General features: G+C 69.8%; 28 protein-coding genes. 15 read left to right on the forward strand and 13 right to left on the reverse strand.

Features of this window, described 5'->3' with window-relative positions:
* Window positions 1-234 precede the first annotated feature (234 nt).
* The 4 genes from ACYVBN_RS11635 to ACYVBN_RS11650 all read left to right on the forward strand — a co-directional run bounded on the left by ACYVBN_RS11635 (window position 235) and on the right by ACYVBN_RS11650 (window position 3,317).
* Window positions 235-1,059, forward strand: a complete 825-nt coding sequence (locus ACYVBN_RS11635) for a glycerophosphodiester phosphodiesterase (protein ID WP_440282732.1) — start codon at window positions 235-237, stop codon at window positions 1,057-1,059.
* 76 nt (window positions 1,060-1,135) lie between these two features.
* Window positions 1,136-1,564: an ATP-binding protein gene (locus tag ACYVBN_RS11640; RefSeq protein ID WP_440282733.1), complete on the forward strand. Its 429-nt coding sequence runs from the start codon at window positions 1,136-1,138 to the stop codon at window positions 1,562-1,564.
* A gap of 16 nt (window positions 1,565-1,580) precedes the next feature.
* Window positions 1,581-2,438, forward strand: coding sequence for a P1 family peptidase (locus ACYVBN_RS11645; RefSeq protein WP_460600655.1), 858 nt, complete (start codon window positions 1,581-1,583; stop codon window positions 2,436-2,438).
* Window positions 2,439-2,444: 6 nt separating this feature from the next.
* A complete protein-coding gene (locus tag ACYVBN_RS11650; protein WP_460600656.1) occupies window positions 2,445-3,317 on the forward strand; it encodes a DUF5926 family protein in 873 nt (290 codons plus the stop codon).
* Here the strand turns inward: ACYVBN_RS11650 and ACYVBN_RS11655 are convergent.
* Window positions 3,304-5,463: a hypothetical protein gene (locus tag ACYVBN_RS11655; RefSeq protein WP_460600657.1), complete on the reverse strand. Its 2,160-nt coding sequence runs from the start codon at window positions 5,461-5,463 to the stop codon at window positions 3,304-3,306. The genes ACYVBN_RS11650 and ACYVBN_RS11655 overlap by 14 nt on opposite strands.
* A gap of 118 nt (window positions 5,464-5,581) precedes the next feature.
* On the opposite strand from ACYVBN_RS11655, the gene ACYVBN_RS11660 reads away from it, so the two are divergent.
* Window positions 5,582-6,436, forward strand: coding sequence for a prephenate dehydratase (locus ACYVBN_RS11660; RefSeq protein WP_440282737.1), 855 nt, complete (start codon window positions 5,582-5,584; stop codon window positions 6,434-6,436).
* Window positions 6,437-6,803: 367 nt separating this feature from the next.
* Here ACYVBN_RS11660 and ACYVBN_RS11665 read toward each other — a convergent pair whose 3' ends face one another.
* The 3 genes from ACYVBN_RS11665 to ACYVBN_RS11675 are packed head-to-tail and all read right to left on the reverse strand — an operon-like array spanning window position 6,804 to window position 8,972.
* Window positions 6,804-7,538 carry a class F sortase gene (locus ACYVBN_RS11665; RefSeq protein WP_460600658.1) on the reverse strand — a complete coding sequence of 245 codons (735 nt, stop codon included), beginning with the start codon at window positions 7,536-7,538 and terminating at the stop codon, window positions 6,804-6,806.
* 49 nt (window positions 7,539-7,587) lie between these two features.
* Window positions 7,588-8,058: an SRPBCC family protein gene (locus tag ACYVBN_RS11670; RefSeq protein WP_460600659.1), complete on the reverse strand. Its 471-nt coding sequence runs from the start codon at window positions 8,056-8,058 to the stop codon at window positions 7,588-7,590.
* Window positions 8,058-8,972, reverse strand: a complete 915-nt coding sequence (locus tag ACYVBN_RS11675) for a diacylglycerol/lipid kinase family protein (RefSeq protein WP_460600660.1) — start codon at window positions 8,970-8,972, stop codon at window positions 8,058-8,060. Before ACYVBN_RS11675 ends, ACYVBN_RS11670 begins: the two co-directional genes overlap by 1 nt.
* A gap of 93 nt (window positions 8,973-9,065) precedes the next feature.
* Between ACYVBN_RS11675 and serS the strand changes: the two genes are divergently transcribed.
* The 8 genes from serS (at window position 9,066) to ACYVBN_RS11715 (ending at window position 17,329) form a co-directional block, all read left to right on the forward strand.
* The gene (gene serS, locus ACYVBN_RS11680) at window positions 9,066-10,376 is read left to right on the forward strand and encodes a serine--tRNA ligase (protein WP_460600661.1); all 1,311 of its coding nucleotides are present in this window, start codon (window positions 9,066-9,068) and stop codon (window positions 10,374-10,376) included.
* Between the two features lie 121 nt (window positions 10,377-10,497).
* The gene (locus tag ACYVBN_RS11685; RefSeq protein WP_460600662.1) at window positions 10,498-11,775 is read left to right on the forward strand and encodes a sensor histidine kinase; all 1,278 of its coding nucleotides are present in this window, start codon (window positions 10,498-10,500) and stop codon (window positions 11,773-11,775) included.
* Between the two features lie 71 nt (window positions 11,776-11,846).
* On the forward strand, window positions 11,847-12,560 hold the full coding sequence (locus ACYVBN_RS11690) for a transcriptional regulator (protein WP_460600663.1): 714 nt from the start codon (window positions 11,847-11,849) through the stop codon (window positions 12,558-12,560).
* 196 nt (window positions 12,561-12,756) lie between these two features.
* Window positions 12,757-13,638, forward strand: a complete 882-nt coding sequence (locus ACYVBN_RS11695) for an ABC transporter ATP-binding protein (RefSeq protein ID WP_460600664.1) — start codon at window positions 12,757-12,759, stop codon at window positions 13,636-13,638.
* Window positions 13,635-14,870 carry an ABC transporter permease gene (locus tag ACYVBN_RS11700; RefSeq protein WP_460600665.1) on the forward strand — a complete coding sequence of 412 codons (1,236 nt, stop codon included), beginning with the start codon at window positions 13,635-13,637 and terminating at the stop codon, window positions 14,868-14,870. The genes ACYVBN_RS11695 and ACYVBN_RS11700 overlap by 4 nt, the downstream gene beginning before the upstream one ends.
* Window positions 14,871-14,954: 84 nt before the next feature.
* Complete coding sequence (locus ACYVBN_RS11705) at window positions 14,955-15,743, forward strand: HAD family hydrolase (RefSeq protein WP_460600666.1); 789 nt, start codon at window positions 14,955-14,957, stop codon at window positions 15,741-15,743.
* Window positions 15,740-16,570 (forward strand): TrmH family RNA methyltransferase, encoded by an 831-nt coding sequence (locus ACYVBN_RS11710; protein ID WP_460600667.1) that lies wholly within the window; start codon window positions 15,740-15,742, stop codon window positions 16,568-16,570. Before ACYVBN_RS11705 ends, ACYVBN_RS11710 begins: the two co-directional genes overlap by 4 nt.
* A gap of 105 nt (window positions 16,571-16,675) precedes the next feature.
* A complete protein-coding gene (locus ACYVBN_RS11715; protein WP_460600668.1) occupies window positions 16,676-17,329 on the forward strand; it encodes a VOC family protein in 654 nt (217 codons plus the stop codon).
* Between the two features lie 34 nt (window positions 17,330-17,363).
* On the opposite strand, the gene ACYVBN_RS11720 is transcribed toward ACYVBN_RS11715, so the two are convergent.
* From ACYVBN_RS11720 to ACYVBN_RS11740, 5 genes are all read right to left on the reverse strand, one after another.
* Window positions 17,364-17,579 carry a heavy-metal-associated domain-containing protein gene (locus ACYVBN_RS11720; RefSeq protein WP_460600669.1) on the reverse strand — a complete coding sequence of 72 codons (216 nt, stop codon included), beginning with the start codon at window positions 17,577-17,579 and terminating at the stop codon, window positions 17,364-17,366.
* A gap of 35 nt (window positions 17,580-17,614) precedes the next feature.
* The gene (locus ACYVBN_RS11725; protein WP_440282750.1) at window positions 17,615-17,896 is read right to left on the reverse strand and encodes a metal-sensitive transcriptional regulator; all 282 of its coding nucleotides are present in this window, start codon (window positions 17,894-17,896) and stop codon (window positions 17,615-17,617) included.
* 419 nt (window positions 17,897-18,315) lie between these two features.
* Window positions 18,316-19,728 carry an adenylosuccinate lyase gene (purB, locus tag ACYVBN_RS11730; protein ID WP_460600670.1) on the reverse strand — a complete coding sequence of 471 codons (1,413 nt, stop codon included), beginning with the start codon at window positions 19,726-19,728 and terminating at the stop codon, window positions 18,316-18,318.
* Window positions 19,729-19,804: 76 nt separating this feature from the next.
* A complete protein-coding gene (locus tag ACYVBN_RS11735) occupies window positions 19,805-20,764 on the reverse strand; it encodes a flavin-dependent monooxygenase (protein WP_460600671.1) in 960 nt (319 codons plus the stop codon).
* Window positions 20,761-21,540 carry a VOC family protein gene (locus ACYVBN_RS11740; protein ID WP_460600672.1) on the reverse strand — a complete coding sequence of 260 codons (780 nt, stop codon included), beginning with the start codon at window positions 21,538-21,540 and terminating at the stop codon, window positions 20,761-20,763. Before ACYVBN_RS11740 ends, ACYVBN_RS11735 begins: the two co-directional genes overlap by 4 nt.
* 115 nt (window positions 21,541-21,655) lie before the next feature.
* Here ACYVBN_RS11740 and ACYVBN_RS11745 point away from each other — a divergent pair, with 115 nt between their 5' ends.
* Entirely contained in the window at window positions 21,656-22,075 is a 420-nt protein-coding gene (locus ACYVBN_RS11745; protein WP_440282198.1) for a hypothetical protein, read from the forward strand.
* An 8-nt stretch (window positions 22,076-22,083) separates the two neighbouring features.
* Here ACYVBN_RS11745 and ACYVBN_RS11750 read toward each other — a convergent pair whose 3' ends face one another.
* From ACYVBN_RS11750 to ACYVBN_RS11765, 4 genes are all read right to left on the reverse strand, one after another.
* Entirely contained in the window at window positions 22,084-22,599 is a 516-nt protein-coding gene (locus tag ACYVBN_RS11750) for a low molecular weight protein-tyrosine-phosphatase (RefSeq protein WP_440282197.1), read from the reverse strand.
* Window positions 22,600-22,614: 15 nt separating this feature from the next.
* Window positions 22,615-23,817 (reverse strand): galactokinase, encoded by a 1,203-nt coding sequence (galK, locus tag ACYVBN_RS11755; protein ID WP_460600673.1) that lies wholly within the window; start codon window positions 23,815-23,817, stop codon window positions 22,615-22,617.
* Entirely contained in the window at window positions 23,814-24,911 is a 1,098-nt protein-coding gene (galT, locus tag ACYVBN_RS11760) for a galactose-1-phosphate uridylyltransferase (protein ID WP_460600674.1), read from the reverse strand. Before galT ends, galK begins: the two co-directional genes overlap by 4 nt.
* A gap of 182 nt (window positions 24,912-25,093) precedes the next feature.
* A complete protein-coding gene (locus ACYVBN_RS11765) occupies window positions 25,094-25,807 on the reverse strand; it encodes a DUF4282 domain-containing protein (RefSeq protein WP_460600675.1) in 714 nt (237 codons plus the stop codon).
* Between the two features lie 203 nt (window positions 25,808-26,010).
* Here ACYVBN_RS11765 and ACYVBN_RS11770 point away from each other — a divergent pair, with 203 nt between their 5' ends.
* Complete coding sequence (locus ACYVBN_RS11770; protein WP_460600676.1) at window positions 26,011-26,637, forward strand: TetR/AcrR family transcriptional regulator; 627 nt, start codon at window positions 26,011-26,013, stop codon at window positions 26,635-26,637.
* Window positions 26,638-26,685 lie beyond the last annotated feature (48 nt).

The following is a 26,685-nucleotide window of genomic DNA, read 5'->3' on the forward strand; positions in this document are numbered from 1 at the left end:
GGCGTACCGAAGTCTCCCCAGGGTCGGGTTCGGTACGGGTATGCCGGCCGGCGGCGTACCGAAGTCTCCCCAGGGTCGTACGGGTATGCCGGCCGGCGGCGTACCGAAGTCTCCCCAGGGTGGGGAAATGGCCGGACACGCCGGACCCCGCCACCGAGGCCACATCGCGAACGTCGCCACGCCGATATTCCGGGTGGCCGACATCCGCCCAGGCGGCTTTGCAACGATGGGTCCGTGCGCACAGTCGGCTCACCCCTCGGTGGCGGCCCGCCCAAGGTGATCGCTCACCGCGGCTCCAGCCACGACAACCCCGAACACACTCTCGGCGCCTACCAGCGCGCGATCGACGAAGGTGCCGACGGTCTGGAGTGCGACGTCCGGCTGACCGTCGACCGGCACCTGGTCTGCGTGCACGACCGCCGGGTCAACCGCACCTCGGACGGGCGGGGCGTGGTGTCCGCCCTGGAGCTCGCGGCCCTGGAGGGCATGGACTGGGGCAGCTGGAAGGCCGCTCACGGCGACGACGACGAGGTGCCCGACCGTCACCACGCCAACATTCTCACCCTGCGGCAACTGATCCGGGCCGTGCTGGAGAGTGATCGCAAGCCGGACCTGGTCGTCGAGACCAAGCACCCCACGCGGTATGCCGGGGAGGTCGAGCGGCGTCTGGTCGACCTGCTCGGCGAGTTCGACCTGCTGCGACCGGCCCCGGACAAGCCCACGGTGCGGGTGATGTCGTTCTCCTCCATGGCGATCCAACGGATCGCGAAGCTGGCGCCGCACCTGCAGCGGGTGCAACTGATCGAGGTCGGCACCTCGCCGTTCTTCCGCGACGGACTGCCGTCCAACGTCGCGATCGCCGGGCCGCGGATGGGGATGATCCGCCGCAATCCGGAGTTCGTTGCGCGGCAGCACCATTACGGCCACCAAGTGCATGTGTGGACCGTCGACAAGGAACCGGACATCGAGTTGTGCCTGCAGATCGGCGTCGACGCGATCATCTCCAACCGTCCGGCGCTCGTGCGGGCGATGGTCGACGCGGCCTACGCGGAACGCTGACGAGCCGATCCGGCATGATGACAGGTCGGTCGGGCGACGACCGGCACGACATCGAGACGAGGAGAGGCGGCCCGACGTGAGTGAGAAGCGCAAGTCCGAGCCCTGGGTGCGGACGGTGCGTCTGCCGTGGACCATCGACTCTGTGCCGCGCGTGCGCGAGGAGATCGTCGGTGACCTCGGTCAGGGCAAGCTGCCCGGCACCGTCGTCGAGGAGGCCGAGACGGTCGTCGCCGAACTCGTCGCCAACGCCATCCTGCACGGCCGCCCGTTGCCCGACGGCACCGTCCGGGTCCGTTGGCGTGCACGGCCGCCCCGGGTCGAGATCGAGGTGACCGACGGCGGCTCCGACAAGCAGCCCAAGCCGAAGCCGCAGGCCGACTGGGCACCCAGCGGTCGCGGGTTGCGCATCGTGCGGTCGCTCGCCTACGAGTGGGGCGTCAACGACGAGGACGGCCACACGATGGTGTGGGCCGCGCTCGGCGGCGCGTCCCGCCGCCGCATCTGAGGAGGCGACCGGACGTATGACGATCCCGATCGACGGCGTGAAGGTCGGCCACTGGACCGACGAGGTGGCCCGGACCGGTTGCACCGTCATCGAATTCCCGCCGGGGACCGTCGCCTCCTACGAATGCCGTGGTGGCGCGCCGGCCGCGCGCGAGCTGACCCTGCTCGAGCCGGACAAGTCGGTGACCAGCATCGACGCGTTGCTGCTGACCGGCGGGTCTGCCTTCGGGCTGGCGGCCGCCGACGGGGTGATGCGTCGCATGGAAGAGCTGGGTCGCGGTGTGCCGACACCCGCCGGCGCGGTGCCGATCGTGCCGGCGCTCGGGCTCTTCGATCTCGCCGTGGGCGACGCCGCCGTGCGACCCGGCGCCGAGCAGGGGTATGCCGCCGCGACTGCCGTCACCGCTGCCGACCCGGCGACCGGCCAGGTCGGCGCGGGCACCGGCGCGCAGGTCGGCCACTGGCGCGGTCCGGATGGAGCACAGCCCGGCGGTGTCGTCACCGCGAGCCGCCGGCTCGGAGACGTCGTGGTGTGGGCGTTGGTGGTGGTCAACGCATTCGGCGACATCGACCGCGGTTCGGCCGACGTCGACACGGCGCCGATAGCCGGGTTGTCACAACCTTTCGAGTTCGGCCGGACACACACGACCATCGGGGCGGTCGTCACCAATGCGGCCCTCGACAAGATCGGCTGCCGCATCGTCGCGCAAGGTGCACACGACGGTCTGGCCCGTGCGATCACCCCGCCGCACACTCGGTTCGACGGAGACGCACTGGTCGCTGCCGCGACCGGGAAGGTCCGCGCGCACGTCGACGTCGTACGCCTGCTCGCACTCGCCGCCGTCACCGACGCGATCCGCCGGTGTCTAGTCTGATTCACCATGGGCAAGGCATCGCGCCGCAAGGGCGCCGACAAGAAGACCGCACGCGCGGCGCGTGTTCCGTTCGCCGCCAGGCCGTTCGAGGGCTTGCCGGGTGAGACCGGGTGGGTGGCGATGCGTGAGATCCTGCCGGCCGCCACTGCCCGGATCTCCTTCTCCTACGGCGGCGCGCCATACACCGCGACGGTCGCGACGGTGCTGCCGCTGGCCTGGGCCGGCCTGCATCGCACCGACGGCGAACGCTTCGTCGCCACCCAGTCCGGCGCCGGATCGGGCGACCTGAGCCGGGACCTGGCCGCCGCGCTGATCGGCACCGTCGAGGCGGAGGCCGGTCAGCCGGTGATCAAGACGCCTCCGGTCACCATCGACACGCCTCGCCTGCAGGACCTGCTGACCGGGGACGCCCCGCAGCTCGAGTTGCGCGACGGTTTCGACTTCTGGGTCGAGCAGGACGAGCTCGACGAGGCCACCTCCGCCTCCCTGGAGCAGGCCAACTCCGCGATCACGCCGACCGCCGCGCTGCCGTCAACCGAGTCGGCCTACTGGTGCCGCATCGGCGAACGCACCTACGTGCGGTGGGTGCTGCCGCACGACGAGGAGGAGGCCACCGCCGCACTGGCCCGATTGCACGCCTCCGGCAACGACTCCCTGGTCGACGGCCGGTTGCTCGGTGCGTTCCGGACCTGTGGCCTCCTGGTCCCGGTGTGGGAGGTCGACGCGGCGGCCGAGCCGGCGTCATACGACGAGGGCATGGGCGCACTGGCGGGGCGTTTCGACGCGGCACTGGCCTCGGTGCGTGCCGGCGAGGCGCTGACCGATGAGGAGCGACGAGCGCGAGCGGGCCTGGTGTCCCGTCAGATCACGATTCGCTGACCCGTTGCCGGTGCGCCAGCGAACCGTTGACGCGGTCGGGGATGTGTGCGGCCATCGGCGCGGCCGCCAGCATGATCAGCGCCGGACCGAGCAGCAGCAGACCGGTCGGCGGGATGGACACTCCCGAGTCGTTGGACGCGAAGCCGAGGATCCAGCACACGACGATCGCGGCGATGCCCTCGCCCAGCATCGGCACTCGTTCGACGAGCGGCACGAGCAGCTTGCCCGGCCACCGCGACGGGGTCAGCAGGATCACGATCGCCACGATGAGGATCAGCGGAACGAGCGCCGTCAGCGCGTTGCTGCTGAGCATCACCCAGTTGGCGTGGATGATCTGCTGGATCCCGGAGAAGTCACCGTGGTAGCGGATCTGCGCGACGAAGTCACCGAGGTGCGTGCGGTACTGCGGGGGGCGTAGGTAATCCAGGACGGCGATGGTGCCGACGATCCCGACGGCGATGCCGCCGATCAGCGCTGCACGACGCCAGGTCAGGGCCAGGCCGCCGGCGTTGAGTGCCAGGTAGGCGAACGCGGGGAACATCGCCAGCGGGCCGCCGCCGTCGGCGCCCCACACCGGGGTGCCGTCGATCAGCAGGGTCACCAGGCCGATCAGGATGACGGTCGCGGCGGCGAGCCTGCGGTGCCCCGCCCGCACGAGCACGCCGGCCAGCAGGGCGCAGATCAGCAGCGACGACGTCGCGATCAGGGCGTCGCCGACATTGCCCATGCCGTAGAAACGGCCGCCGTACACGGGCTGCAGACCCATCATCGACACGAACTGCAGCGGCGTGCCGTGTATGACGTCCAGCAACAACACCGACAACGTCACGACGGCGATGAACAGCGGTGGGCCGATCGGCCAGCGACGCCACGGCCCCCACAGTGCGAGCGCGGCGAGCAGCACGGCGAAACCGACCACGCCCCAACCCAGGGCGAACGCAGGGTCGGCGGCGTCCCACCATGGCACCAGTCCGATCAGCCAGGTGCTCACCGGCATCGAGCCGAGCACGGCGGCGCAACCGCTGAACCACCAGCGCAGCGCCCGGCTGGGTGCGACGGGTTCGCCGACCGCCGCGGCCCTCCTGCGGCGCAGCCACCACCAGAGGCAGCCGATGCCGAGCAGGAGCGTCATGGTGACCACGAAGCGGGCCAGGAAGTCGGCGGACAGGGCGTGTTCGACCTGCAACTGCATGGCGATCATGCCGGCGTCGATGATCGCGCTGGTGCCCGTGGGGCGCGGCTGGACCGCGGGACGCCGGCCCTCGGGCAGATGCGGTGCCTTGTCGCCGAGGCGCGCAAAGACCAGTGCCGACAGGTCGGTCAATTGAACGACGCCGGGTTGTTGTGTCGAGGGCGAGGTCAGCAGGCCGTGTGGCACACCAGGCCCCTTGATGACGACGGTGTGCAGCACCTCGGGACCGGTCTCGTCGGCGAAGCCGGCCACCACGATGGTGGCGTTGGGAGGTGCCTTGGCGAGGATCGATCCGAGCAGCCGGTCGTTGACGGAGGAGAAACTGACGAAAGTGATCGGACAAGCGGCCAGGTCCACCGTCGCCGGGTCGGCGACGTAGTGCTCGACGCGGCCCTGCGCGTTCGCCGCGGCCAGTGGCGCGTAACGCCCGGCCGCGGTGATGCACTGTCCGGCCCGGCTCATCCGGGTCACGATGTTGGAGGGGTCCGCCGGCACCGTCCGGCCGAGGTCTTCGGCGCGCAGTTTGTCCCAGAAGGGGTATGCCGCCGGCGCGCCGGCGCCGGTGGTCGGTGTGCTGGTCAACGGTGTCGGGTAGGGCTGGGTCCAGCAGGGCGCCGGTCGTTCGCCCGGCGGAGTCATCGGCGACTGGGTGCCGTAGGTCGTCCGCTTCCCGGCTCCGAAGGTCAGCCAGGACTGGCTGTCACAGCTGTGCGAACTGAGGCTGCGGGTGGTCATCGACCCGACCGCGCCCTCGTGCGCCAGCCGCCACAGGGTGGGCGTCGCCGATGCACTGACCTGGTCCCAGGACAGGGTGGGTTCGCTGACCACGATCAACGGGCCGGGCTGACTGATCTTCTCGGCCGCCGGCCACTGGGTGACGTAGGAGATCAGGTAGGAACCGGCGACGGCGACGACGGCCAGACACACCACCCACCCGAGCCACCGTCGCAACACCGGGCAAATCGTACGTGACGAAACCTTCCAACTCCTGACCCGGATGGTGTATGGCGGGTGTCGTCCGTATGGCGATGCGCGCCCGCCTCGCGCTGAGCGGCGCTCGTATGCTGCGCAGGTGATCCAACCTCGACGCATCGCCTACCAGGGCGAACCCGGCTCCAACTCGCATGCGGTGTGCGAACGTGAATACCCCCAACTGGAGTCGGTGCCGTGCGCGTCGTTCGAGGACGCGTTCGCCGCGGTCGAGCGCACCGATTCCGGCGGCCCGACCGCCGACCTGGCGCTCATCCCGATCGACAACTCGGTCGCCGGGCGCGTCTCCGACATACATCACTTCCTGCCGGCGAGCAGCCTGCACATCGTCGGGGAGCACTTCCACCGGATCCGCTTCTCGTTGCTGGGCGTGCCCGGGACGTCCATCGACCGGTTGCGGACCGTGCACAGTCACGTGCACGCGCTGGGTCAGTGCCGCCACATCATTCGCGAGCTGGGGCTGGAGCCGGTGATCTCCGGCGACACCGCGGGGGCCGCCCGCGAGGTCGCCGAAGCCGCCGATCCGACGATGGCGGCGATCAGCCCGCCGCTGGCCGCCTCGATCTACGGGCTGGACGTGCTGCGCGAGGACATCGAGGACGAGGACCACAACACCACCCGTTTCGTGGTGCTCTCCCGCGAGTTCGTCGTGCCGCCCAGGGGATCGGGACCGATGGTGACCAGTTTCATCTTCAACGTGCGCAACATCCCGGCCGCGCTCTACAAGGCCCTCGGTGGCTTCGCCACCAACGGCATCAACATGACCAAGCTCGAGTCCTACATGGTCGGCGGACGATTCGCCGCGACGCAGTTCCTCAGCGAGGTCGACGGCCATCCCGAGGACCCGGGGCTGAAGCTCGCCCTGGACGAGCTGCGCTTCTTCACCACCGACGTCAAGATCCTCGGCGTCTACCCGGCCTCGCCCGAGCGGCACTGAGGACTTTTCGGAGGCGGCTCCGTGCCGAACTTGACCCTGGGGAGACTTTGGTACGGCGCCGGCCGGTCTACCCGTGCCGGACCTGACCCTGGGGAGACTTTGGTACGGCGCCGGCCGGTCTACCCGTGCCGAACTTGACCCTGGGGAGACTTTGGTACGGCGCCGGCCGGTCTACCCGTGCCGGACCTGACCCTGGGGAGACTTTGGTACGGCGCCGGCCGGTCTACCCGTGCCGGACCTGACCCTGGGGAGACTTTGGTACGGCGCCGGCCGGTCTACCCGTGCCGAACTTGACCCTGGGGAGACTTTGGTACGGCGCCGGCCGGTCTACCCGTGCCCAACTTGACCCTGGGGAGACTTTGGTACGTCAGGCCGGCCTGGTCCACACGACGTAGTTGTTCAGGTGGTGCCCGGCGACCATGGGTGAGGCGATGTCACAGGTGACCAGGGTGACGACGGGGGTGGCGCTGTCACCCCAGATCCGCTGATCCGTAGTCAGTTTCGTCTTGAGGATCGACTCCTTGTGGGTGACCCGGAGGCTGACGATCTTGTTGTTCGTGCAGGTCACGGTCACCGCGGCGCCGACCGGGACGTTCCGCAGGTTGTAGAAGTTGTCGGGGCCGTCATACGTGACGTGCCCGGCGATGACCGAGATGCCCGGCTGCCCCGGCTGGGTGGAACGGTCGTACCACATCGTCGTGTGCGCGGGAGGGTAGATCTGCCCCTGCGCATTGGTGCCCATCGGCACCACGCGCTCACCGGAGATGCCGACCGACGCGACCGTCAGACTCCGCGGGATGCAGGCGGCACCCGCCGGATTGGCAACGGGCACCTCGGAGCTGTGACCGGTAGGCCGGGGAAGGACGTCGGCCCTCGCCACGGGGCTCGTCGAGTGCGTGCTGGTGGCACTGCCGGACCCGGGCGTGCTGGCAATGTCCGAGGGCGTGCGGTGCGGCGGGGTGCCTGCCGCACTGGTCGGTCGGTCGGCCGCGGCACCACCGGTCAGGCCGTGCACGACGACGGCGCCACCGCCGAGCGCGATGACGGCCCCCGCGACGATCGACGCCGTGCCTCTCGCACGTCGGCTGGAGTGCTTGCCCACCGCAGATCCCCTCTTGAGTCCTGTGCACCCGGGCGAATGCCCCGCCCGATTATGTATGCCGCAACTGTGCACGGGACGCCGCGCGGCTCAGCCCGCGCATCCCGGACCGCATCATCGCGGCATGGTTGGCGATCAGGGTCGGCCGAGCGAGCGCCGACCCCGCGAGCCGGCCGGTGATCCCGGCGACGCCGAGTTGGACCTGCTGGGTGTAGTCCAGCACGGTCCGGTCGCGCCCCTCAGCGCGCAGCGCGAACTGTGACCAGCCGATCAGGTCACCGGCCAAACTGGCTCGCAGCACCCCGGATTCGGGGTCGACCCGCTCCGTGCTGAGCTCGATGCGCAGCGTCAACGGCAACACGCTGCGGATCTCGGTGCGGCCGTGGGAGTCGTCATACGGGGTCACCGAGCGGATCTGCGGCCACCCCTGCGGCCAGCGTTCCGCGTCCCGCAAGACCTCGAAGACCGCATCCCGCGCCGCCGCGATCCGATGTGTGCTGGCGAACCGGAACAGCTCGCCCATCAGCGCGGAAGGCGCACCGTGAGCGCTCCACGAGCAGCGGAGAAGCGCACCGCCCGCGCCGTACCGATGACGTCACCGTCGACCTCGACGCGTTGCGGGGTCGCGGTCTCCACGGTCATCTCGGTGAACTGTGCGCGGGTGAACTGCTCGGAGTCCTTGCGCGAGCGGGTCAGCACCTTGCCGACGACCGCGATCCACCGCAGCCCGCCGCCACGGACGATCACCGCGTCCAGCAGACCGTCGTCGACGACGGCATCGGGCATCAGCCGCATCCCGCCCTGCAGCATGCCGCAGTTGCCGGCCAGCACGGCGGTGACGTCGCGTCCGATCGGTGCCCGGTCGTCGATGCCGATGGTGGCCGGCACCAACCGGTGGCGCAGTTGCCCCAGCCCGGCCCAGAGGTATGCCGTCCAGCCCAGCCGCGACTTCAGCTGCTCGGTGGTGGCCGCCATGATGTCGGCGTCGCGGCCGACGCCGCCCATGACCAGGCCGATGTGTTCGTCGTCGAAGGCGCCGGAACCGGCGGGGTCCAACGCGATCCGGATCACGTCGACGGCGGTGTCGGTGCCGCCCAGACCCAGGCGCAGCGCTTCGGCATACCGATTGACCGGCAGGCCCAGCTGGCGGGCGAAGAGGTTGCCGGTGCCGCCGGCGAGCACGATCAGCGGTGTGCCCGAGCCCATCAGGGCGGTCGCGACCCAGCGCAGGGTGCCATCGCCGCCGAGGGTGACCACCAGGTCGACGTCCTGCGCCAGCGCCTCGCGGGCCTGGGCGGTGCCCGGCTGCTCGATGGTCGTCTCCGACCACAGCGGGGGTGCCCACCCGTGGCTGCGGAAGACCGAGGTCAGCTCGTCGCGCAGCGCGCCCAGGTCCTTGACCTTCGTGGGGTTGACCACCACCGCGGCACGTTGCACCGGTGCACCTTTCGCTACTCACGAGTCAAATACATTCGGGCAGACGTTATCGGGTTGCGCGGCCGCGCGGTGCGCCGCGTAGCCTTGCCTGTCGTGATCGACATCAAGCTAGTGCGCGACAACCCCGACCTCGTGCGTGCGAGCCAGCGCGCTCGCGGCGCCGACGAGAGCCTGGTCGACCAGGTTCTGGCAGCCGACGAGAAGCGACGCTCGTCCATCACCGAGTTCGAGAGTCTGCGCTCGCAGCAGAAGACCGTGAGCAAGTCGGTCGGTGCGGCGATGGGCAAGCTGAACGCCGCCCGCAAGGCCGGCTCGGACGATGTCGACGTCCTGGCCAAGGAGGCCGACGACGCACGCGCCAAGGCCGCCGAGCTGGCCGCCGAGGTCAAGCAGCGCGAAGCGGCCGCCGACCAGGAGGACAAGGACTTCACCGCGCTCATCCGCGAGCTGGACAACATCGTCCTGGACGGTGTGCCGGCCGGCGGGGAGGACGACTTCGAGACCGTCGAGATCGTCGGCGCACCGCGGGAGTTCGACTTCGAGCCGCTGGACCATCTGGCGCTCGGCGAGAAGCTGGACGCGATCGACATGGAACGCGGCGCCAAGGTCAGCGGCTCACGCTTCTACTTCCTCAAGGGCGCCGGGGCACGGTTGTCCAACGCGCTGATGGCCTACGCCCAGAGCATCGCCGCCGAGGAGGGCTTCATCCCGCTCGTGGTGCCCACCCTGGTCAGCCCGGCCACCATGGGCGGCACCGGCTACCTGGACGCACACGAGGACGTCTACCACCTGGAGTCGGCCGACCTCTACCTCACCGGCACCAGCGAGGTCGCCCTCGCCGGCTACCACACCGACGAGATCATCGACCTGTCCGGCGGTCCGTTGCGTTACACCGCCACGTCGACGTGTTACCGCCGCGAGGCCGGCTCCTACGGCAAGGACACCCGTGGCATCTTCCGGGTGCACCAGTTCACCAAGACGGAGATGTTCGTCTACTGCGACCCGCAGCAGGCGATCGAGGAACACCAGAACCTGCTGCGCATCGAGCGCCGACTGCTGGACGGACTCGAGCTGCCCTACCGCGTCATCGACGTCGCCGCGGGCGACCTCGGCGGGTCGGCGGCCCGCAAGTTCGACTGCGAGGCCTGGGTGCCGACGCAGGGCAAGTACCGCGAGCTGACGTCCACCTCCAACTGCACGACCTACCAGGCGCGCCGGCTCAACATCCGTCAACGTGCCGAAAGCGGCAAGACCGAGTTCGTCGCCACGCTCAACGGCACCATGCTCACCGACACCCGCCCGATCGTCGCGCTGCTGGAGAACCACCAGCAGGCCGACGGGTCGATCCGGGTGCCGCAGGCGCTGCAGCCGTTCCTCGGCACGGACGTCATACGCCCCGCCTGACCGGCCCAGCCACCCTGCCGAGGCAGCCGTCCTGCGCGGCTGTGCGGAGTCACCGCCGATCACCGGCGATCTCCGTCGCGCGACGGAGGTGACGGCATACCCGACTGGCTAACCTCGCCCTGTGCGTGACTCCTGGCGGCATGCCCTCACCATCGACGACAGCTGGGTGCGCCCGCTGCCGCAGCGTTGGTGGCGGCTGGACGGACTGCTGGCGGTCCTGGCGTTCGCCGTGTCCGCGGCGTGGACCGAGGGCTACCGCGCCATCAACGCGCTGGCCCGGGACCACACGGATCTGCGACTGCAGTACCTCTACATCCTCATCCCCTGTGCGGCGCTCGTCCTACGGCGCCGATTCCCGCTGACCACCACGGCGTTCATCACCGTCGCCTGGGTCGTGACCGGCCAGCTCGACGGACTGCTGACGACGACCCTGGGCATCCAGTGCGTCTACCTCCTCGTGATCTACTCGGGCACCGCGTGGTGCCGTCGCCGCATCCTCGGTGCCTGGGTGATCGGCGGCTGCCTGCTGGTGCTCGCCGGCTGGGTCGCCTACGCCTTGATGTTCAAGGGGTATGACGGGCCGCCCGGCTCCGACCTGATGCCCGGCTGGCTGGGTATGACGATCATCCTGGTGCTGACGAACGTCATCTATCTGGGCGGCGTCGTGCTGCTCGGTGTCCTTCAATGGCGCAACTTGCGCCGCCGCCTCGAGCTGGAGGAGCAGGCACGCACCATCGACGCGCAGGCGGCGGAGCTACGCACGCAGGCAGTCGACGCCGAGCGACTGCGGATCGCCCGGGAGCTGCACGACGTCGTCGCGCACCACGTCTCGGTCATCGGCGTGCAGGCCGGCGCGGCCCGCCGCGTGCTCGACAAACAGCCCGACGCCGCCCGGGACGCCCTCACCGGGATCGAACGCTCCTCCCGCTCGGCGGTCGCGGAGATGCGGGCGTTGCTGGGCACGCTGCGCGCGACCCCGGAGCTGGACCGGGCGCCGACGCCGGGGCTGGAGGACGTCGGCACCCTGGTGGCGGACTACCGTGCGGCCGGGCTGGCGGTGGACCTGCAGGTCGTCGACGGGCGTCGCGAATGCACCTGCGACATCCCGCCCGGCGTCGGCCTGGCGATCTATCGCACGGTCCAGGAGGCACTGGCCAACGTCCAACGGCACAGCACGGCGACCACCGCCTCCGTGGTCACCCGCTTCGGCCGGCACTGCGAGCAGGACTACGCGGAGGTGGAGATCCTCGATGCCGGCAACGCCCGCCCGGGTCGTGCCGGCACCGGCCTGGGTCTGGTCGGGATGCGCGAACGCGTCGCCGTGCTCGGCGGCGAGGTGGAGGTCGGGCCGCGGCAGACCGGCGGGTTCCGGGTCCGGGTGCGGCTGCCGTTCGACTGATCCCACACCGGTGCACGACCGCTTAGGGTTGTCGCACCGCCGCATTCGTCCCCACGACCGGGCAGGAGAGCATGACCGACAGCGCCGCCGCGACCACCGAGCCGACTCCGGCGTCCACCCGGGTCGTCGTCGTCGACGACCAGCGACTCGTCCGCAGCAGTTTCGCGATGATGCTGTCGGTCGAGGACGACATCGAAGTCGTGGGTGACGCCGCCGACGGCGCGCAGGCGCTCGAGCTGGTCCGCCGGGAACGCCCGGATCTGGTGCTGATGGACGTGCAGATGCCGGTCATGGACGGCATCGCGGCGACCGAGCAGATCGTCGCCGAGGACCTGGCCAAGGTGGTGCTGCTGACGACCTTCGACCGCGACGACTACCTCTTCGACGGGCTCCGTGCCGGCGCCAGCGGCTTCCTGCTGAAGAACACCGAGCCGGAGGATCTGGTCGAGGCGATCCGCTCGGTCGCCCGCGGGCACGCCCTGCTGGCACCGGAGGTCACCCTCCGGGTCATCGAGCGTATGGCGAAAACCCCCGGCAGCACCGGCAGTGCCGCCAACGACCGGCAGCAGCCGGCCGAGATCGACCGGTTGACGCCCCGCGAGCGCGAAGTCCTGGAGCTGGTGAGCCGCGGTATGGCGAACGCCGAGATCGCCCGCACGCTCTTCCTCGGCGAGGCCACCGTCAAGACGCACGTGTCCAGCTGCCTGGCCAAACTTCAGCTGCGCGACCGGGTCCAGGCCGTCGTGTTCGCCTACGAGAACGGCATCATCCTGCCGGGCAACTGACCCGCCGATTCGTCCCTCATCGTCGGGTCTGTTGCCTCTGGTGTCTTGTGCCGTCCTTCGGCCGGGCAACTGACCCGCCGATTCGGCGCGCTGACCGGCTCGTTCCGGCGGGGGAGGTGGCATCTCCGTCGCGCGCCGGATCCGTGGCGCCGCGGTGCGCCATACGGTCGGAGCATGAACTCCGGAGGAACACCGCATGTTGCGTCTTGACCGGCTCACCCGGCGATTCGGCGACACGGTCGCTGTCGACGACGTCAGCTTCGATGCGGGCGACGGGCAACTGGTCGGCTTCGTCGGTGGCAACGGCGCCGGCAAGACGACCACCATGCGGATGATCATGGGCGTGCTGGCCGCCAGTGGCGGTGAGGTGCTCTGGAACGGCGCGCCGGTCACCGCCACCGACCGGCGCCGGTTCGGCTACATGCCCGAGGAGCGCGGGCTCTACCCGAAACAACCGGTGCTGGAGCAGGTCGCCTATCTGGCGCAGTTGCACGGCGTCTCGGCGCACGAGGCCCGCGAGCGCGGGACGGCGCTGCTGGACCGCTTCGGGCTGGCCGACCGGGTCAAGGACAAACTCGAGGCGCTGTCCTTGGGCAACCAGCAGCGGGTGCAGATCATCGCCGCGGTGATCGCCCGCCCCCAGCTCCTCGTGCTCGACGAACCGTTCTCCGGGCTGGACCCGGGCGCCGTCGACGACATGGTGGCCCTGCTGCGGGAGTTCACGGCTGACGGTGTGCCCGTGCTCTTCTCCTCGCATCAGCTGGATCTGGTCGAGCGGTTGTGCGACCGCATCGTGATCCTGTCCCGCGGCCGCGTCGTGGCCAACGGGATCGCCGACGAACTGCGCCGCAGCGGACCGCTGCGGCACCGGCTGGTCACCGGCGGCGACGCCGGCTGGGTGCGCGACCTGGGCTGGGTCGACGTCGTCGACGTCGCCGGCAACACCGCCGTCCTACAACTCGCGGACGAGCAGGACACCGACCGGCTGCTCGCCGAGGCGATGTGCCGCGGTTCGGTGCGCGAACTCGCCGAGATCGTCCCGTCCGTCGCCGACATCTACCGAGAGGTCGCGAAATGACCGCCCCGTCCCGCACGAGCGGACCGACCGCGTCCGTGCAGCACCCGCCCACCGGCTCGGCGAAGGGTCCGGCCATCGGGTCGGTATGGCGCCTGGTCGCGTTCCGCGAGGTGTCGGTGAAACTGCGGGACCGCAACTTCCTGGTCTCCACCGCGCTGATGCTGGTGCTGGTGGTGGCGGCGATCGCCATACAGTTCGTGGCCGCCGGCCACCAGAGCACCGAGCAGATCGCGGTGCGAGGCTCGGCCGGCGCGACGGTGGTCAACGCCGCCGAGCAGCTGGCCGATGCTGCCGATGCCAAGGTGAAAATTGAACCGCAGCAGGCAGATTCGGCGAAGGACGTGAAGGACCGGGTGTCCTCCGGCAAAGCGGACGCCGGGCTGCTGCGGGACGGCGACGGGTGGCGGTTGATCGGCAAGTCGAGCCGTCACACCGAGGTGGCGACCTACCTCGGCGCAGCGGTGCAACAGGATGCGGTGCGACGCAACGCCAAGGCGCACGGCACCACGCTGGCCGAGCTGCAACAGGGCTCGCAACTGCCCTACGACCTGTTGTCGCCCGACCATGCCGACGAGGGGGCGGCCCGGGTCGGCGGCATCGTCTTCGGGATGCTCTTCTACCTGGCTGCGCTGCTGTTCGGTATGGCGATCGCCAACAGCGTCGTCGAGGAGAAGCAGAACCGCATCGTGGAGATCATCGCGTCGGCGATCCCGTTGCGACAACTGCTGATCGGCAAGATCGTCGGCAACACGGTCCTCGCCCTCGGCCAGGTGGTGCTGCTGTCCTTGGTCGGCATCGGCGGCCTGCTCGTGACCGACAACACCGACCTGCTGACCCAGATGGCCTCCGGCATCGGCTGGTTCGTGCCGTTCTTCCTGATCGGCTTCCTGGCGCTGGCCGCCCTGTGGGCGGTGGTGGGAGCGCTGGCCACGCGTTCGGAGGACGTGCAGTCCACCTCGGCACCGATGACGGCACTGGTCGCGATCGTCTTCTTCGGTGGCATCCTGACCTCCGGCGCGACGCAGGCAGCGCTGTCCTACGTGCCGATCTTCTCCACCATCGCGATGCCGGCCAGGATGCTCTCCGGTGACGCGTCCTGGTGGGAACCGTTGGTGGCGCTGGCGATCGCGCTGGCCGGGGCCTACGGCATCCTGCGGCTCGCCGAGCGGATGTATCGCACCGCGCTGTTGCAGACCTCCCACAAGCTCAGCTTCCGCCAGGCACTGCGTTAAGAAGCCGAGTGACCGACCCGCCCCCGCTTCTCGGTGCGCGGAGGGTCTCTCGGCGCACGGCGGCCGGCGACATACGCTGTGCCCGTGCAGAAGAAACTGGTGGCACTGGACATCGACGGCACGTTGTTGCACCACGACGGCCGACTCGACGACGAGGTGCGCGATGCGGTGCGTGCGGTCGCGGACGCCGGTCACCATGTGGTGATCGCGACCGGCCGCAGCATCCTGGGTGCGGAGGAGATCTTCGGATTGCTTTCGCTGACAAGCGGATTCGCGGTGACGTCCAACGGTGCCGTGACGGCGCGGCTGCACGGTGGCGACTGGGAGATCATCGACAAGGTCACCTTCGACGCCTCGCCCGTCCTGAAGGTGCTGAAGAACGCCTGGCCGGACGCCGTGGTCGGCGTCGAGGAGGCCGGTGTCGGGACCAAGGTGAGCGCGCCGTTCCCCGAGGACGAGATCGTCGGGCCGACGAAGGTGCTGCCGTGGGACGAGCTGGGCGACGAACCCACCACCCGACTCACCTTCCGCTCACCCAGCGGCACCGCCGAGGACTTCGTGGAGCTGGTGGACCAGCTCGGTCTGCACGGCGTCAACTATGCGATCGGTTTCACGGCGTGGCTGGACGTCAATCCCGAGGGAGTGTCCAAGGCCTCCGCGCTGGAGCAGGTCCGGCGCGAGTTGCACGTCGAACCGTCGGACACCGTCGCGATCGGTGACCACACCAACGACCTGGAGATGCTGCGCTGGGCGGCCCGCGGCGTGGCGATGGGGCAGGCGCCGGACGAGGTCAAGGCCGCTGCCGACGAGGTGACATTGCCGGTCGAGGAGGCGGGCGCGGCCGTCATACTGCGACAGCTGGTGGCGAGGTGAGCGAACGCGCGATCAGCTCGGCGGCCAACCCGCGCCTGAAGGCCCTGGCCGGATTGCGCCGGCGACGCCGCCGCGAGGAAGCCGGACGCACCCTGCTCGAGGGGTATGACGAGCTGGCGCTCGCGCTGAACGCCGGTGTGCGACCGCATGAGCTCTACACCTGCGAGGAGCTGATGGCGGACCCCGCGGCCCAGCACGACGTGGTCCGCCGGGCACGTCAGGCGGGTGCCGAGATCGTCCGGCTGAGCCGGCCCGCCTTCGAGAAGGTCGCCTACCGGGAGGGAGCCGACGGGTTCCTGGCCGTGGTGCCCGCGGTGGGAGCCACCCCGCGTGAACTCCTGCTGCCCGACGAGCCGCTGGTGCTGATCGCCGAAGGTGTCGAGAAGCCCGGGAACCTCGGTGCGATGCTGCGCACGGCGGACGCCGCGGGCGTCGACGCCGTCGTGGCGGCCGACCCCGTCACCGACTGGGGCAACCCCAACGTGGTGCGCAGTTCCAAGGGCACCGTCTTCTCGGTGCCGGTGGCGACCGCGACGACCGCCGACACCTTCGGCTGGGCGGGCGAGCGCGGCATACGGGTGGTGGCTGCAACGCCCGCTGCGACGAGTCTGCACACGGACGTCGACCTGACCGGGCCGGTGGCGATCGCCGTCGGCACCGAGAAGGAAGGCTTGACCGACGATGCGCTGGCCGCGGCGGATGTGCTGATCCGGATCCCCATGAGCGGCAAGGCCAATTCGCTCAACGTCGCCACCTCCGCGGCGATCGTCCTCTACGAAGCCGTCCGGCAGCGGATGGCCGGCGCGGCATCGTCCGGCGTCCGCTGAAGCCGGCGGGTCCGCTGCCGTCGGCCCGCGCCGGGACGCCATACCGCGTGCCGCGATCGCGGACCCGCTGCACGGCGGAGATGTGAGCAGTGGCACCATCGGTTCATGCGAGTTGATCACCTGGTATTTGCCGCCGAGCCCGACGGAATGATCGCCACGGCGAAGCGTCTCGGCGACCTGCTCGGGGTGGAACCTGTCGACGGTGGCCTGCACCCGCGCTTCGGCACTCGCAACTCGATCCTTCCGCTGACCGACCGCCGTTTCGTCGAGGTCGTCGAGGTGTTGGACCACCCCGCCTCGGACAAGGCGCCCTTCGGTCAGGCGGTGCGCGCCCGCTCCGCGTCCGGCGGCGGCTGGCTCGGCTGGGTCGTCGAGGTCGAGGACATGTCGATCGCCGAGCGCCTGCTCGGCCGCAACGCGGTGCCCGGCAACCGGCACCGCCCGGACGGTGTCGAGATCTGCTGGAAGCAGATCGGCATCCGCGGTCTGATGGCCGACCCCCAGGTGCCGTTCTTCATCGAGTGGCCGGAAGGTCAGGACCACCCGTCGACCGAAGGCACGACCAACGCGTCGCTGACCGGTCTGCAGATCGCCGGCTCCCCGGACCGCGTCCGTGAATGGCTCGGCCTGGTCGGCGAGCCGGGGGTCGACCGTGACGAGTGGGAGCCGGAGATCCACTTCGACTTCGCCGCACCGCACGGCACTCCGGGCGTCATGTCCGTGCAGTTCCGTACGCCGAGCGGCCCGGTCAGCATCTGACCGGACCGCCGGGCGTCATACGCGTCGTGCGGCGTCAGCCGACCACGTCGTAGCCCGCTTCGTCCACGGCGGCGTAGATCGCCGCCGGATCGAGGTCGCCGTCGCTGGTGATCCGCACCGGTGAGTCACCACCCTCGTGCAGGTCGATCTGGACCTCGCGCACCCCGTCGATGGTCTTGAGCTCCTCGGTGACTGCGGCGACGCAGTGGCCACAGGTCATGCCGTGCACGGTGATGTCGGTCTGGGTCATGGTGTTCTCCTTCTGGGTTCGGCTTCGGTCGGTTGTCAGCTGCGCACCAGGCGGGCGATCGCGTCGGACGCCTCGCGCACCTTGGCCGTGGCCGCCTCGTCGGACTCGCGCGCGGCGTCGACCACGCAATGGCCGACGTGGTCTTCCAGCAGGCCGAGACTGACGTTCTGCAGCGCCTTGGTCACCGCACTCACCTGGGTGAGCACGTCGATGCAGTAGGTGTCCTCCTCGACCATGCGCTGAATGCCGCGCACCTGACCCTCGATGCGCCGCAGCCGCTTGAGATAGTCGTCCTTGCTGCCGGTGTATCCGGGCATCCGTGCCTCCGATGGTGCCGTCGGCGGCCGGTCGGCCGCCTCTCGTCATACCAACAGCATACCCGCAGGGGGTATCCGCTCGGGCCGGTCTGTCAGCTCCGGGCGTGCCGAAGTCTCCCCAGGGGAAGGTTTGGTACGGGATCGGCCGGTCGGGCGTGCCGAAGTCTCCCCAGGGGAAGGTTTGGCACGGGTTCGGCCGGTCGGGCGTGCCGAGGTCTGCCCTGGGGAAGGTTTGGTACGGGTTCGGCCGGTCGGGCGTGCCGAAGTCTGCCCTGGGGAAGGTTTGGTACGGGTTCGGCCGGTCGGGCGTGCCGAGGTCTGCCCTGGGGAAGGTTTGGTACGGGTTCGGCCGGTCGGGCGTGCCGAGGTCTGCCCTGGGGAAGGTTTGGTACGGAGCCCGGTCGCCGGCCCGGCGTGGATCAGTCGTCCAGGAACGTCACCAGTTGTGGCGCCAGCCCGACATAGGTGGCGGGCGTCATGGTCAGGAATCGTTCCTCGACCTCGGCCGGCAGGCCCAGCCCGCGCACGAACTCCCGCAGGTCGGCCTCGCTGATCCGGCGGCCACGCGTCAGCTCCTTGAGCCGCTCGTAGGGCTGCTCCATGCCCGGCACGCCCTGCGCTCCGAGGGCGCGCATCGCCGACTGGATCGGTTCGCCGAGCACCTCCCAGTTGGCGTCGAGGTCGGCCGCCATCCGCTCCGGGACCGCGTCGAGCCCGGCGAGCCCACGGGCGACGTTGTCGATCGCCAGCACGGAGTGCCCGTATGCCGTGCCGATGTTGCGCTGCATCGAGGAGTCGGTCAGGTCGCGCTGCATCCGCGAGGTGACCAACGTGCGGGCGAGCACCTCGAGCAGGGCGTTGCTGACCTCGAGGTTGGCCTCGGCGTTCTCGAAGCGGATCGGGTTGACCTTGTGCGGCATGGTGCTCGAGCCGACCGTGCCCTGGCCACGGGACTGCGCGAAGTAACCCATCGAGATGTAGGTCCACACGTCGGTGGCCAGGTTGTGCAGGATCGCGTTGAACCTGGCGATGTCGCTGTAGACCTCGGCCTGCCAGTCGTGGCTCTCGATCTGCGTGGTCAGCGGGTTCCACTGCAGGCCAAGGGATTCCACGAACGAGCGGGACAACGAGATCCAGTCCGTGCCGGGCACGGCCGCGACGTGTGCGCCATACGTGCCGGTCGCGCCGTTGATCTTGCCGAGATATTCGGCGGCGGCGATCCGGCGCAGCTGCCGCCGCAGCCGGTGGGCCAGCACGGCCAGCTCCTTGCCCATCGTGGTCGGTGTCGCCGGTTGGCCGTGGGTGTGTGCCAGCAGCGGGACATCGGCGAGTACCGCTGCCATCGCGGCGATCTGGTCGGCCAGCGCGGTGGCCTTGGGCAGCCACACCTGCCGGGTGGCACCCTGCACCATCAGCGCGTAGGACAGGTTGTTGATGTCCTCGCTGGTGCAGCCGAAGTGGACCAGCTCGGCGATGCCGGCAGCGTCGTCGCTGCGGACGATCTGCGGCAGGCGTCGCTTGAGGTAGTACTCGACGGCCTTGACGTCGTGCACCGTCTCCCGCTCGATGTCGGCGAGCTCGGCGATGTCCGCGGTGTCGAACTGCGCTGGTATGTCGCGCAGCCCGGCGATCTCCTGCTCGGTCAGCCGGCGCACACCCGGCACCGCCTCGTGGGAGGTGAGGTGGATCAGCCATTCGACCTCGACGTGCACCCGCTCGCGGTTGAGTGCCGCCTCGGAGAGGTGGTCGACCAGCGGGGCGACGGCGGTCCGGTAACGCCCGTCCAGGGCGCCGAGCGCGATGGGTGGGTTGGCATCAGCAAGCGAACGCATGCGCCGATTGTCCCAGAGCGTCCGCGACGGCCGCGTCGCGCGTTCGTCGGGTGGTCGTCGGGTGGTCGTCGGGTGGTCAAGGTATGGCGAGAGCGGTGCGCATCAGCGCAGCCGAGCCGAGCCGGGCGACCTGCGTCGCGGGCAGCCGACGGGCCTGCCAGCCACGCAGGTCGCTGCCGGCGTTCAGGCTCTTCGCCAGTGTCGCCGCGTCGACGATCGCACTGCACGCGCCGCGTCCGAGATTCGGCAGCATCGCGTGTGCGGCGTCACCGATGACGACATACCTGCCTCGTGCATACGACCGCATGCGCGGGGCGACCCACAGCGCCGTGGCAAGCGTGTCCGGGCCGGCATCGGCCAGCACTCGGTTGACGACGGGCGCGGCGTCGGCGAACCGGCTGCGCGCCTCCTCCAGCACCGCAGCCACCTCGAACGGCTCCACCAGCGCGCTGCGGTGGGTCGTGAACCAGTAGCTCCGCTCACGCGCCATCGGCGCGATGCCGCACAGCCGGCCGCCGCCCCAGTACTCGCCCACCTCGTCCGGGGCGGGTGTACCCGCACGGATCCCGCGCAGCGCGACGTATGACGTGAGCACGCGCTTCGCGGCCCTGGCCTCGACCAAGCCACGCACGCGGCTGCGGACCCCGTCCGCGCCGACCACCAGGTCTGTGTCCAGCACGGCCGGATCAGTGACTTCCCCGGCCACGCGGCGCACGCTCGACGGAACCGCGTCCGCGAGTGCCGCGAGCAACGTCGGCCGGTCGACCAGCACCGGCCCCGGACCGCGCACCGAGACGAGGCGACGACCGTCGATGCGGTGCAGCGCGCCGCCGGTCTGCCGGAAAGTGTCGTCCGGCAAGGCACCGATCCGGTGCAGGACCTTCCGCGCGCCACCCCACAGCCCGAGGGCACTTCCGGTGGCCGACCGCTCCGGCTGGGCCTCGTGGATCGTCACCTCGAAACGGCCCGGATCGAGCAGCGCCGCCAGCGTCAGACCGGCGATGCCGCCACCGACGACGGCGATCCGATCGGTCACTCCCCGGCGGTGTCGTCCATGGCGATCACGGTGAAGACCTCGCCGTGCCGCCCCTGCAGCACCGCCTCCGGCCCGAACGGCGTGTCCAAGGTCATCAGGATCGCGGCGCCGAGCTCCTGGGCGATCTGCGCCGACGAGTCACGATCGGCCACCGCGAAGTGCACCAGCCACGACGGCGGAGCATCCTCCGGCAGCTGCCCTGCCTGGTGTATGCCGGCGACGACCTCCCCGGTCGGCAGTTTCGCGACGGCGTAGGAGTCGCCTCGGTCGTCATACGAGTAACCGAAGACGTTGCGGTAGAACGCTTTCGAGCCTTCGAGGTCGCGGGTGAGCAGGTCGTTCCAGGCGACCGAGCCTGGCTCGTTGACCAGGCCGAAGCCGATGAGGCCCTCACCCTGCCACAGCCCGAAGAAGGCGCCGGTCGGGTCGGAGCAGTAGTGGGAGTGCCCCACACCCTCGATGTCGATGACCTCGGTGAGCACCCGCCCACCGGCCGCGGTGACGGCCGCGCAGCTGGCCGTGATGTCGTCGGTCGCGAAGTAGGTGGTCCAGAACGGCGGCGCGTCGGAGCCGTTCTTGTGCTCCAGCCCCGCGACCGGGAGGTCGTCCTTGCGGCATACGCGGTAGTCCTGGTCGTCCGTGCCGCGCAGCACGTCCCAGCCGAACAGCTTCTCGTAGAAGTCCTGGGCGTGGTGCATCCCGCGGTGAGCGGGCTCGAAGGCGCAGTCGACCCAGCACGGGGTGCCGGCGGGCCACGGTGTGGTGCGAGTCGTCATGCAGCGAGCTTAGGCGGTTGCCGCACTGGGCCACGGTGCGGCCGTTCGGCAAAATCAACTTCAAGGTTTCGCCAACGACGGGTCCGTGCGCCTGCGGGCGCCATACCGTGTGCACATGAGCGACGACAGGGTGGGGAGGTGCCCCCAGATGGCGGCGGATCCGAGCGTCTCGATCGCCTTCCGGGCATCGCGCGAGGCGGCGAAGGCGCTGATGGCCGACGCCGGAGCTTTGCGGTGGCTGTTGCACGTCGTGGAGACCAGGCTGCGCACGGACGGGGAGACCGGCGTGGCCACCCACCTCCATCTCGACATCGCCGAGGCGATCGTCGACGCACACATCGAGGAACTCCTGGAGCCGGCCATCACCCCCGAGCGCCTGGCGCAGCTGCGCACCGACCCGCGTGCGCTGGTGGTCATCGCGGCGCTGCACTACGTGACGATGCCGCACTGCCCGATGTTCACCGACGGCGCAGAGGACCTGGAGATCCTGCGGTGGGCGACCGAGGTCGCCCGGTGCGAGCTGCCGGTCGGCTGAGCTGCGCCTCAGAGGGCGCGCTGCAGCTCGGCGACCAGCCCGCGGCAGGCCGCCTCGACCTCGTCGCGACAGCGGTCGAAGTCGGTGGCGTTGCCGAAGTAGGGGTCGTCGAGCTCCAGCTCGCCGGCCGCCATCGCATCCGGGTCGAACTCCCGCACCAGCCGCGTCTCGGCACCGGATCCGGCAGCGCCGAGGCCCTCGCGCAACTGCAGCAGGTCGTGCAGGTGGCCGCGGTCCGCGGCGAGGATCAGGTCGCGACCGGCCAGGTATGACGCCTCCAGTTGCCGGGCCCGGTGTGCGCTGCCGTCGTAGCCGCCCCGGCTGAGTGCCGCGAGGGTGCGCGGGTCGGCTCCCTGCCCGACGTGCCAGTCACCGATGCCGGCGGAGTCCACGACGACCTGGTCGGCCAGTCCGGCCTCCTCGAGCATCGCCCGCAGGATCACCTCGCCCATCGGCGAGCGGCAGATGTTTCCCGAGCACACGAAGCACACCGTGTAGGGCGCTTGAGCGGATTGAGCTGTCACCCGGACGACCCTACGTCACCGGATCCGAGCGGCACCCCCGCTGGCAACCGCCTCGAAGACGGCCGGTGCCGGGAAGCCGCCGCGCGCTGTCGCTGCGACACAGGCATCCGCGACCGTCGCGGCATCGTCGTGGTCGACCAGCGCGATCACGCAGCCGCCGAACCCGCCGCCGGTCATCCGCGCACCGTGGGCGCCGGCTGCCACCGCCGCCTCCTGCAATGTGTCGACACTCGGCACGGTGATCTCGTAGTCGTCGCGCATCGAAGCGTGGGAATCGTTGAGCAGTGGGCCGATCCGGCGCAGGTCGTCACCGGCGAGGAGCAACCTGGCCGCCTGCTCCACGCGTGCGGAGTCCGTCACGACGTGCCGAGCCCGCCGACGCAGCAGCGGCGGCAGCTTGTCCAGCGTGGTGGCCAGGCTCTCCAACGGCACGTCGCGCAGCTCGTGCACCCCCAGGCGCAGCGCCGCCTCATGGGAGGACTGGCGACGTTCGGCATACTCGCCGCCGGTGTGCGAGTGCTCCGAGCGCGAGTCGATGACCAACAGCGACAGCCCGGCGGCGGGCAGGTCGAACGGCAGCTGGGTGATCGCCACCGCGCGGGTGTCGATCTGCATCGCGTGCGCCTCCTGCCCGCACACCGACGCCAGCTGGTCCATCAGGCCGGTCGGCGCGCCGGCGATCTCGTTCTCGGCGTCGCGGCCCAGGTCCGCCACGGTCTCCTCGTCCAGTTGCCAGCCGAGCAGGTCGGACCAGGCACGAGCAGTCACGCAGGACAGCGCGGCCGATGACGAAAGTCCCGCTCCGACAGGCACATTGGAGTCCAGCGCGATGTCGAGGCCGGTCACCGGCAGGTCGCGCCGGGCGGCCGCCCACCCCACGCCCACGACGTATGCCGCCCAGCCGTAGTCGCCATCCTCGGTGACGTCGGTCAGCTCCACGGTGGCCACGGCGCCGTCGTCCATCGACGCCGACGCCACCCGCACCAGCGTGTCGTCACGCCGGCGCACCGCCGCCACGGTGTGCTGCGCGAGCGCGATGGGCAGGACGAATCCGCCGTTGTAGTCGGTGTGTTCACCGATGATGTTGACCCGGCCGGGCGCCGCCCACAGCCCGTCGGGCTCGGCGTCGTACAGCGAACGGAAGCGGGCCGCGAGAGCGTCGAGGTCGACAGCGTCGGGAGTGCGAATCACCTTGTTGCTCATGGGTTCATCGCTCATGCCGACGCGTCTCGCAGACGCTGTGCCACATCCTCGGGCAGTCCGTCGTTGACGAACGCCCCCTGACCGGACTCCGATCCGGCCAGGAACTTGACCTTGCCCTCCGCACGGCGGATCGAGTAGAGCTCCAGGTGCAGCCAGGCCACGTCGCGGTGCGAGGAGGCCGGGGCCTGTTGCCAGGCCGCGATGTAGGGCGTCGGCTCGTCATACAACCGGTCGAAGCGCTGCAGCACGTCGAGATAGACACCGACGAAGCCGTCGCGCGCGGCGTCGTCGAGCGCGGGAATGTCCGGGACCTGCCGCTTGGGATAGAAGTGCACCTCGATCGGCCAGCGGGCGGCGAACGGGACGAACGCGATCCATTCGTCGTTCTCGGCGACGATCCTTGTGGCAGCAGCTGTTTCGCTGTCGATGAGGTCCCCGAAGAGGCTGCTGCCGTGCTCGTCCAGGTAGGTCTGCGCGTGCTGCAGCTCGGTCGCCGCCCGCGGAGGCACGAAGGGATAGGCGTAGATCTGACCGTGCGGGTGCTGCAGGGTGACGCCGATCTCCTTGCCGCGGTTCTCGAAGGGGAAGACGTGCTCCACGCCGTCCATCGCATTCAGCTCGGCGGTGCGGTCCGCCCAGGCGTCGACGACCAGCCGCGCCTGCGCCGGGCTGAGTGCCGCGAAGGAAGAGTCGTGATCGCTGGTGAAGCAGACGACCTCGCACCGGCCGCGTCCGGCGCGCACCTGCTCGAGGCCTTGCCCCATCGTGGGGACGGAGGCAGTCGGGGTCTGGGGCGCCTGCGCGTTCAATTCGTATGACGGGAAGCGGTTCTCGAACGCGACGACCTGGTAGTCGGGGGAGGGGACCTCCGACAGGTGGTCGCGCGACGGACACAACGGGCATTGGTCCGCCGGCGGCAGGTACGTGCGGCTCTGCCGGTGCGACGCGACGGCGATCCACTCGCCGGTCAGCGGGTCCAGGCGCAGTTGCGAGCTGGTCACCGCCGTGGGCAGATCGCGTCGATCGGGAACGGCCTGCCGGTCGGTGCCGTCGGCGTCATACCAAAGGATCTGGCGGCCGTCGGCCAGCCTGCCCGTCGTGCGCTCCATCGCGACCCTCTCGTCGGGATCGAAGTGTCCGCTGCTTCGATCGAAGTCGGACGTTTGAAAATGTTCAAGTCTGTTGTAGCACGCTCAGCGTACGCGGCGGATGCCGGCAAAACGTGAAGCGGCCGCATCCGACGAGGGATGCGGCCGCTCCACGGCGTCTGCCGACGCGTGACGGTGCTCCGTCAGTCCTTGGACCGCTGTGCCAGGCGGGCGACGTTGATCGCCAGCTCGAGCGCGAGCCGGACGATCGCGACGATGATGATCAGCCACACCAGGTCGGTGATGCTGTGGATGACCGCGGAGAAACCGCTCATGTGCTTGACATGCGTCCCGCCGAAGTCCTCGCTGCCGAAGTTGTAGACGAGGTTGCTGATGAAGTTCAGGACCGCCCAGATGATGACGCCCAGGAACGTCAGGCTGGCGATCTTCTCGGTCAGCGACTTCTTGAACTGCAGGTCCGAGAAGAGGTCGCCGACACCTTCGCCGGCGCCCGAGACGACCTGACCCGCACCGGACGCGAACTGCTGCCCGGCCTGCTGAGCACCGCTGGCGAAGCCGCCGTGCTGGGTGTGCGTCTGGTCGGCCTGCTGGTCATAGCCCTGCTGGCCGTGCGGGCCGTAGCCCTGCTGGTGGTAGGACTGCTGGTCGTAGCCCGGCTGGTAACCCGGCTGCTGGCCGTAGTCGGGTTGCGGAGCGCTCTGTCCGTAACCCTGCTGCTGTCCGTAACCCTGCTGGGTGTCATGACCCTGCTGGTCCTGACCCGGCTGGCCCTGGCCCGCCGCCTGCTGCTGGCCGAAACCCTGGCCGAGACTCTGGCCCTGGTAGCCCTGGCCACCCTGCGGGGCACCCTGGCCCTGCTGATCGTTGTTCCACGAGCCACCTGTGGGCGTCGACATACGTTCCCTCCTTGGTCGGTAAGGCCCCTTGCGTGGCGCCCTCTGTCGCAGTCCATCCAACCTGCTGAGCCGCGAGGCGTCCAACGAACGCACCGCCGCGAGCGATTCGAGGCGAGCGACCGACCCGCAGTCATGATCGGCGCGACGCACATCACATCGGACCGATTTGCACTTTGATATCCAAAAGGGCAAAAATTCAAGACATGCTCAAGACCTCGCCGGACACGACACCGCAGCTGCGCATCGCGGTGCCGATGTCCGCGAAACGGGCGCGGACCACCTACGCCATCACCCGGGCGGCGCGCGAACTGGCCACCGACAAGGGGTATGACGAGTTCACGCTCGACGAGCTCGCCGCCAAAGCGGGCGTCTCGCGACGCACGCTCTTCAATTATTTCGACGGCAAGCTCGAGGCAACCCTCGGTGGTGGCCCGCAACTGACCCAGGAGGACATCGACACGTTCCTCGCCGGCGGCCCCACGGGGGAGTTCGTCGACGACGTGGCGGCGTTGGCGCTGGGTGTGCTGCGGGCCAGCACCGAGGTGCCGCTCGAACGCGACGACTGGACGCTGGCCCAGCGGTGCTTCGAGGTCAATCCCAAGCTGATCATCGCCGCACAGCAGAACTTCGAGGGCTTCGCTGCAGGCATTGCCGAACTGCTCGCACGCCGCTCCGGCCGGCCGGCCGACGATGCCGAGAACGTCCTGCTCCTCACCGTGCTCGCCGCGACGTTCCAGGTCTCGCTGCACCGGTTCAGTGCGGGCGACGACCGGGAGATCCCGCAGATCTTCCTGGACAACCTGCGGACGGTGCGCCGGATCCTGCGCTGAGAGCGCCGTTCATTCCCCAGACCGAAACCATCTCAACCGAAGGACACC

The organism is Flexivirga lutea (genome assembly GCF_054778955.1).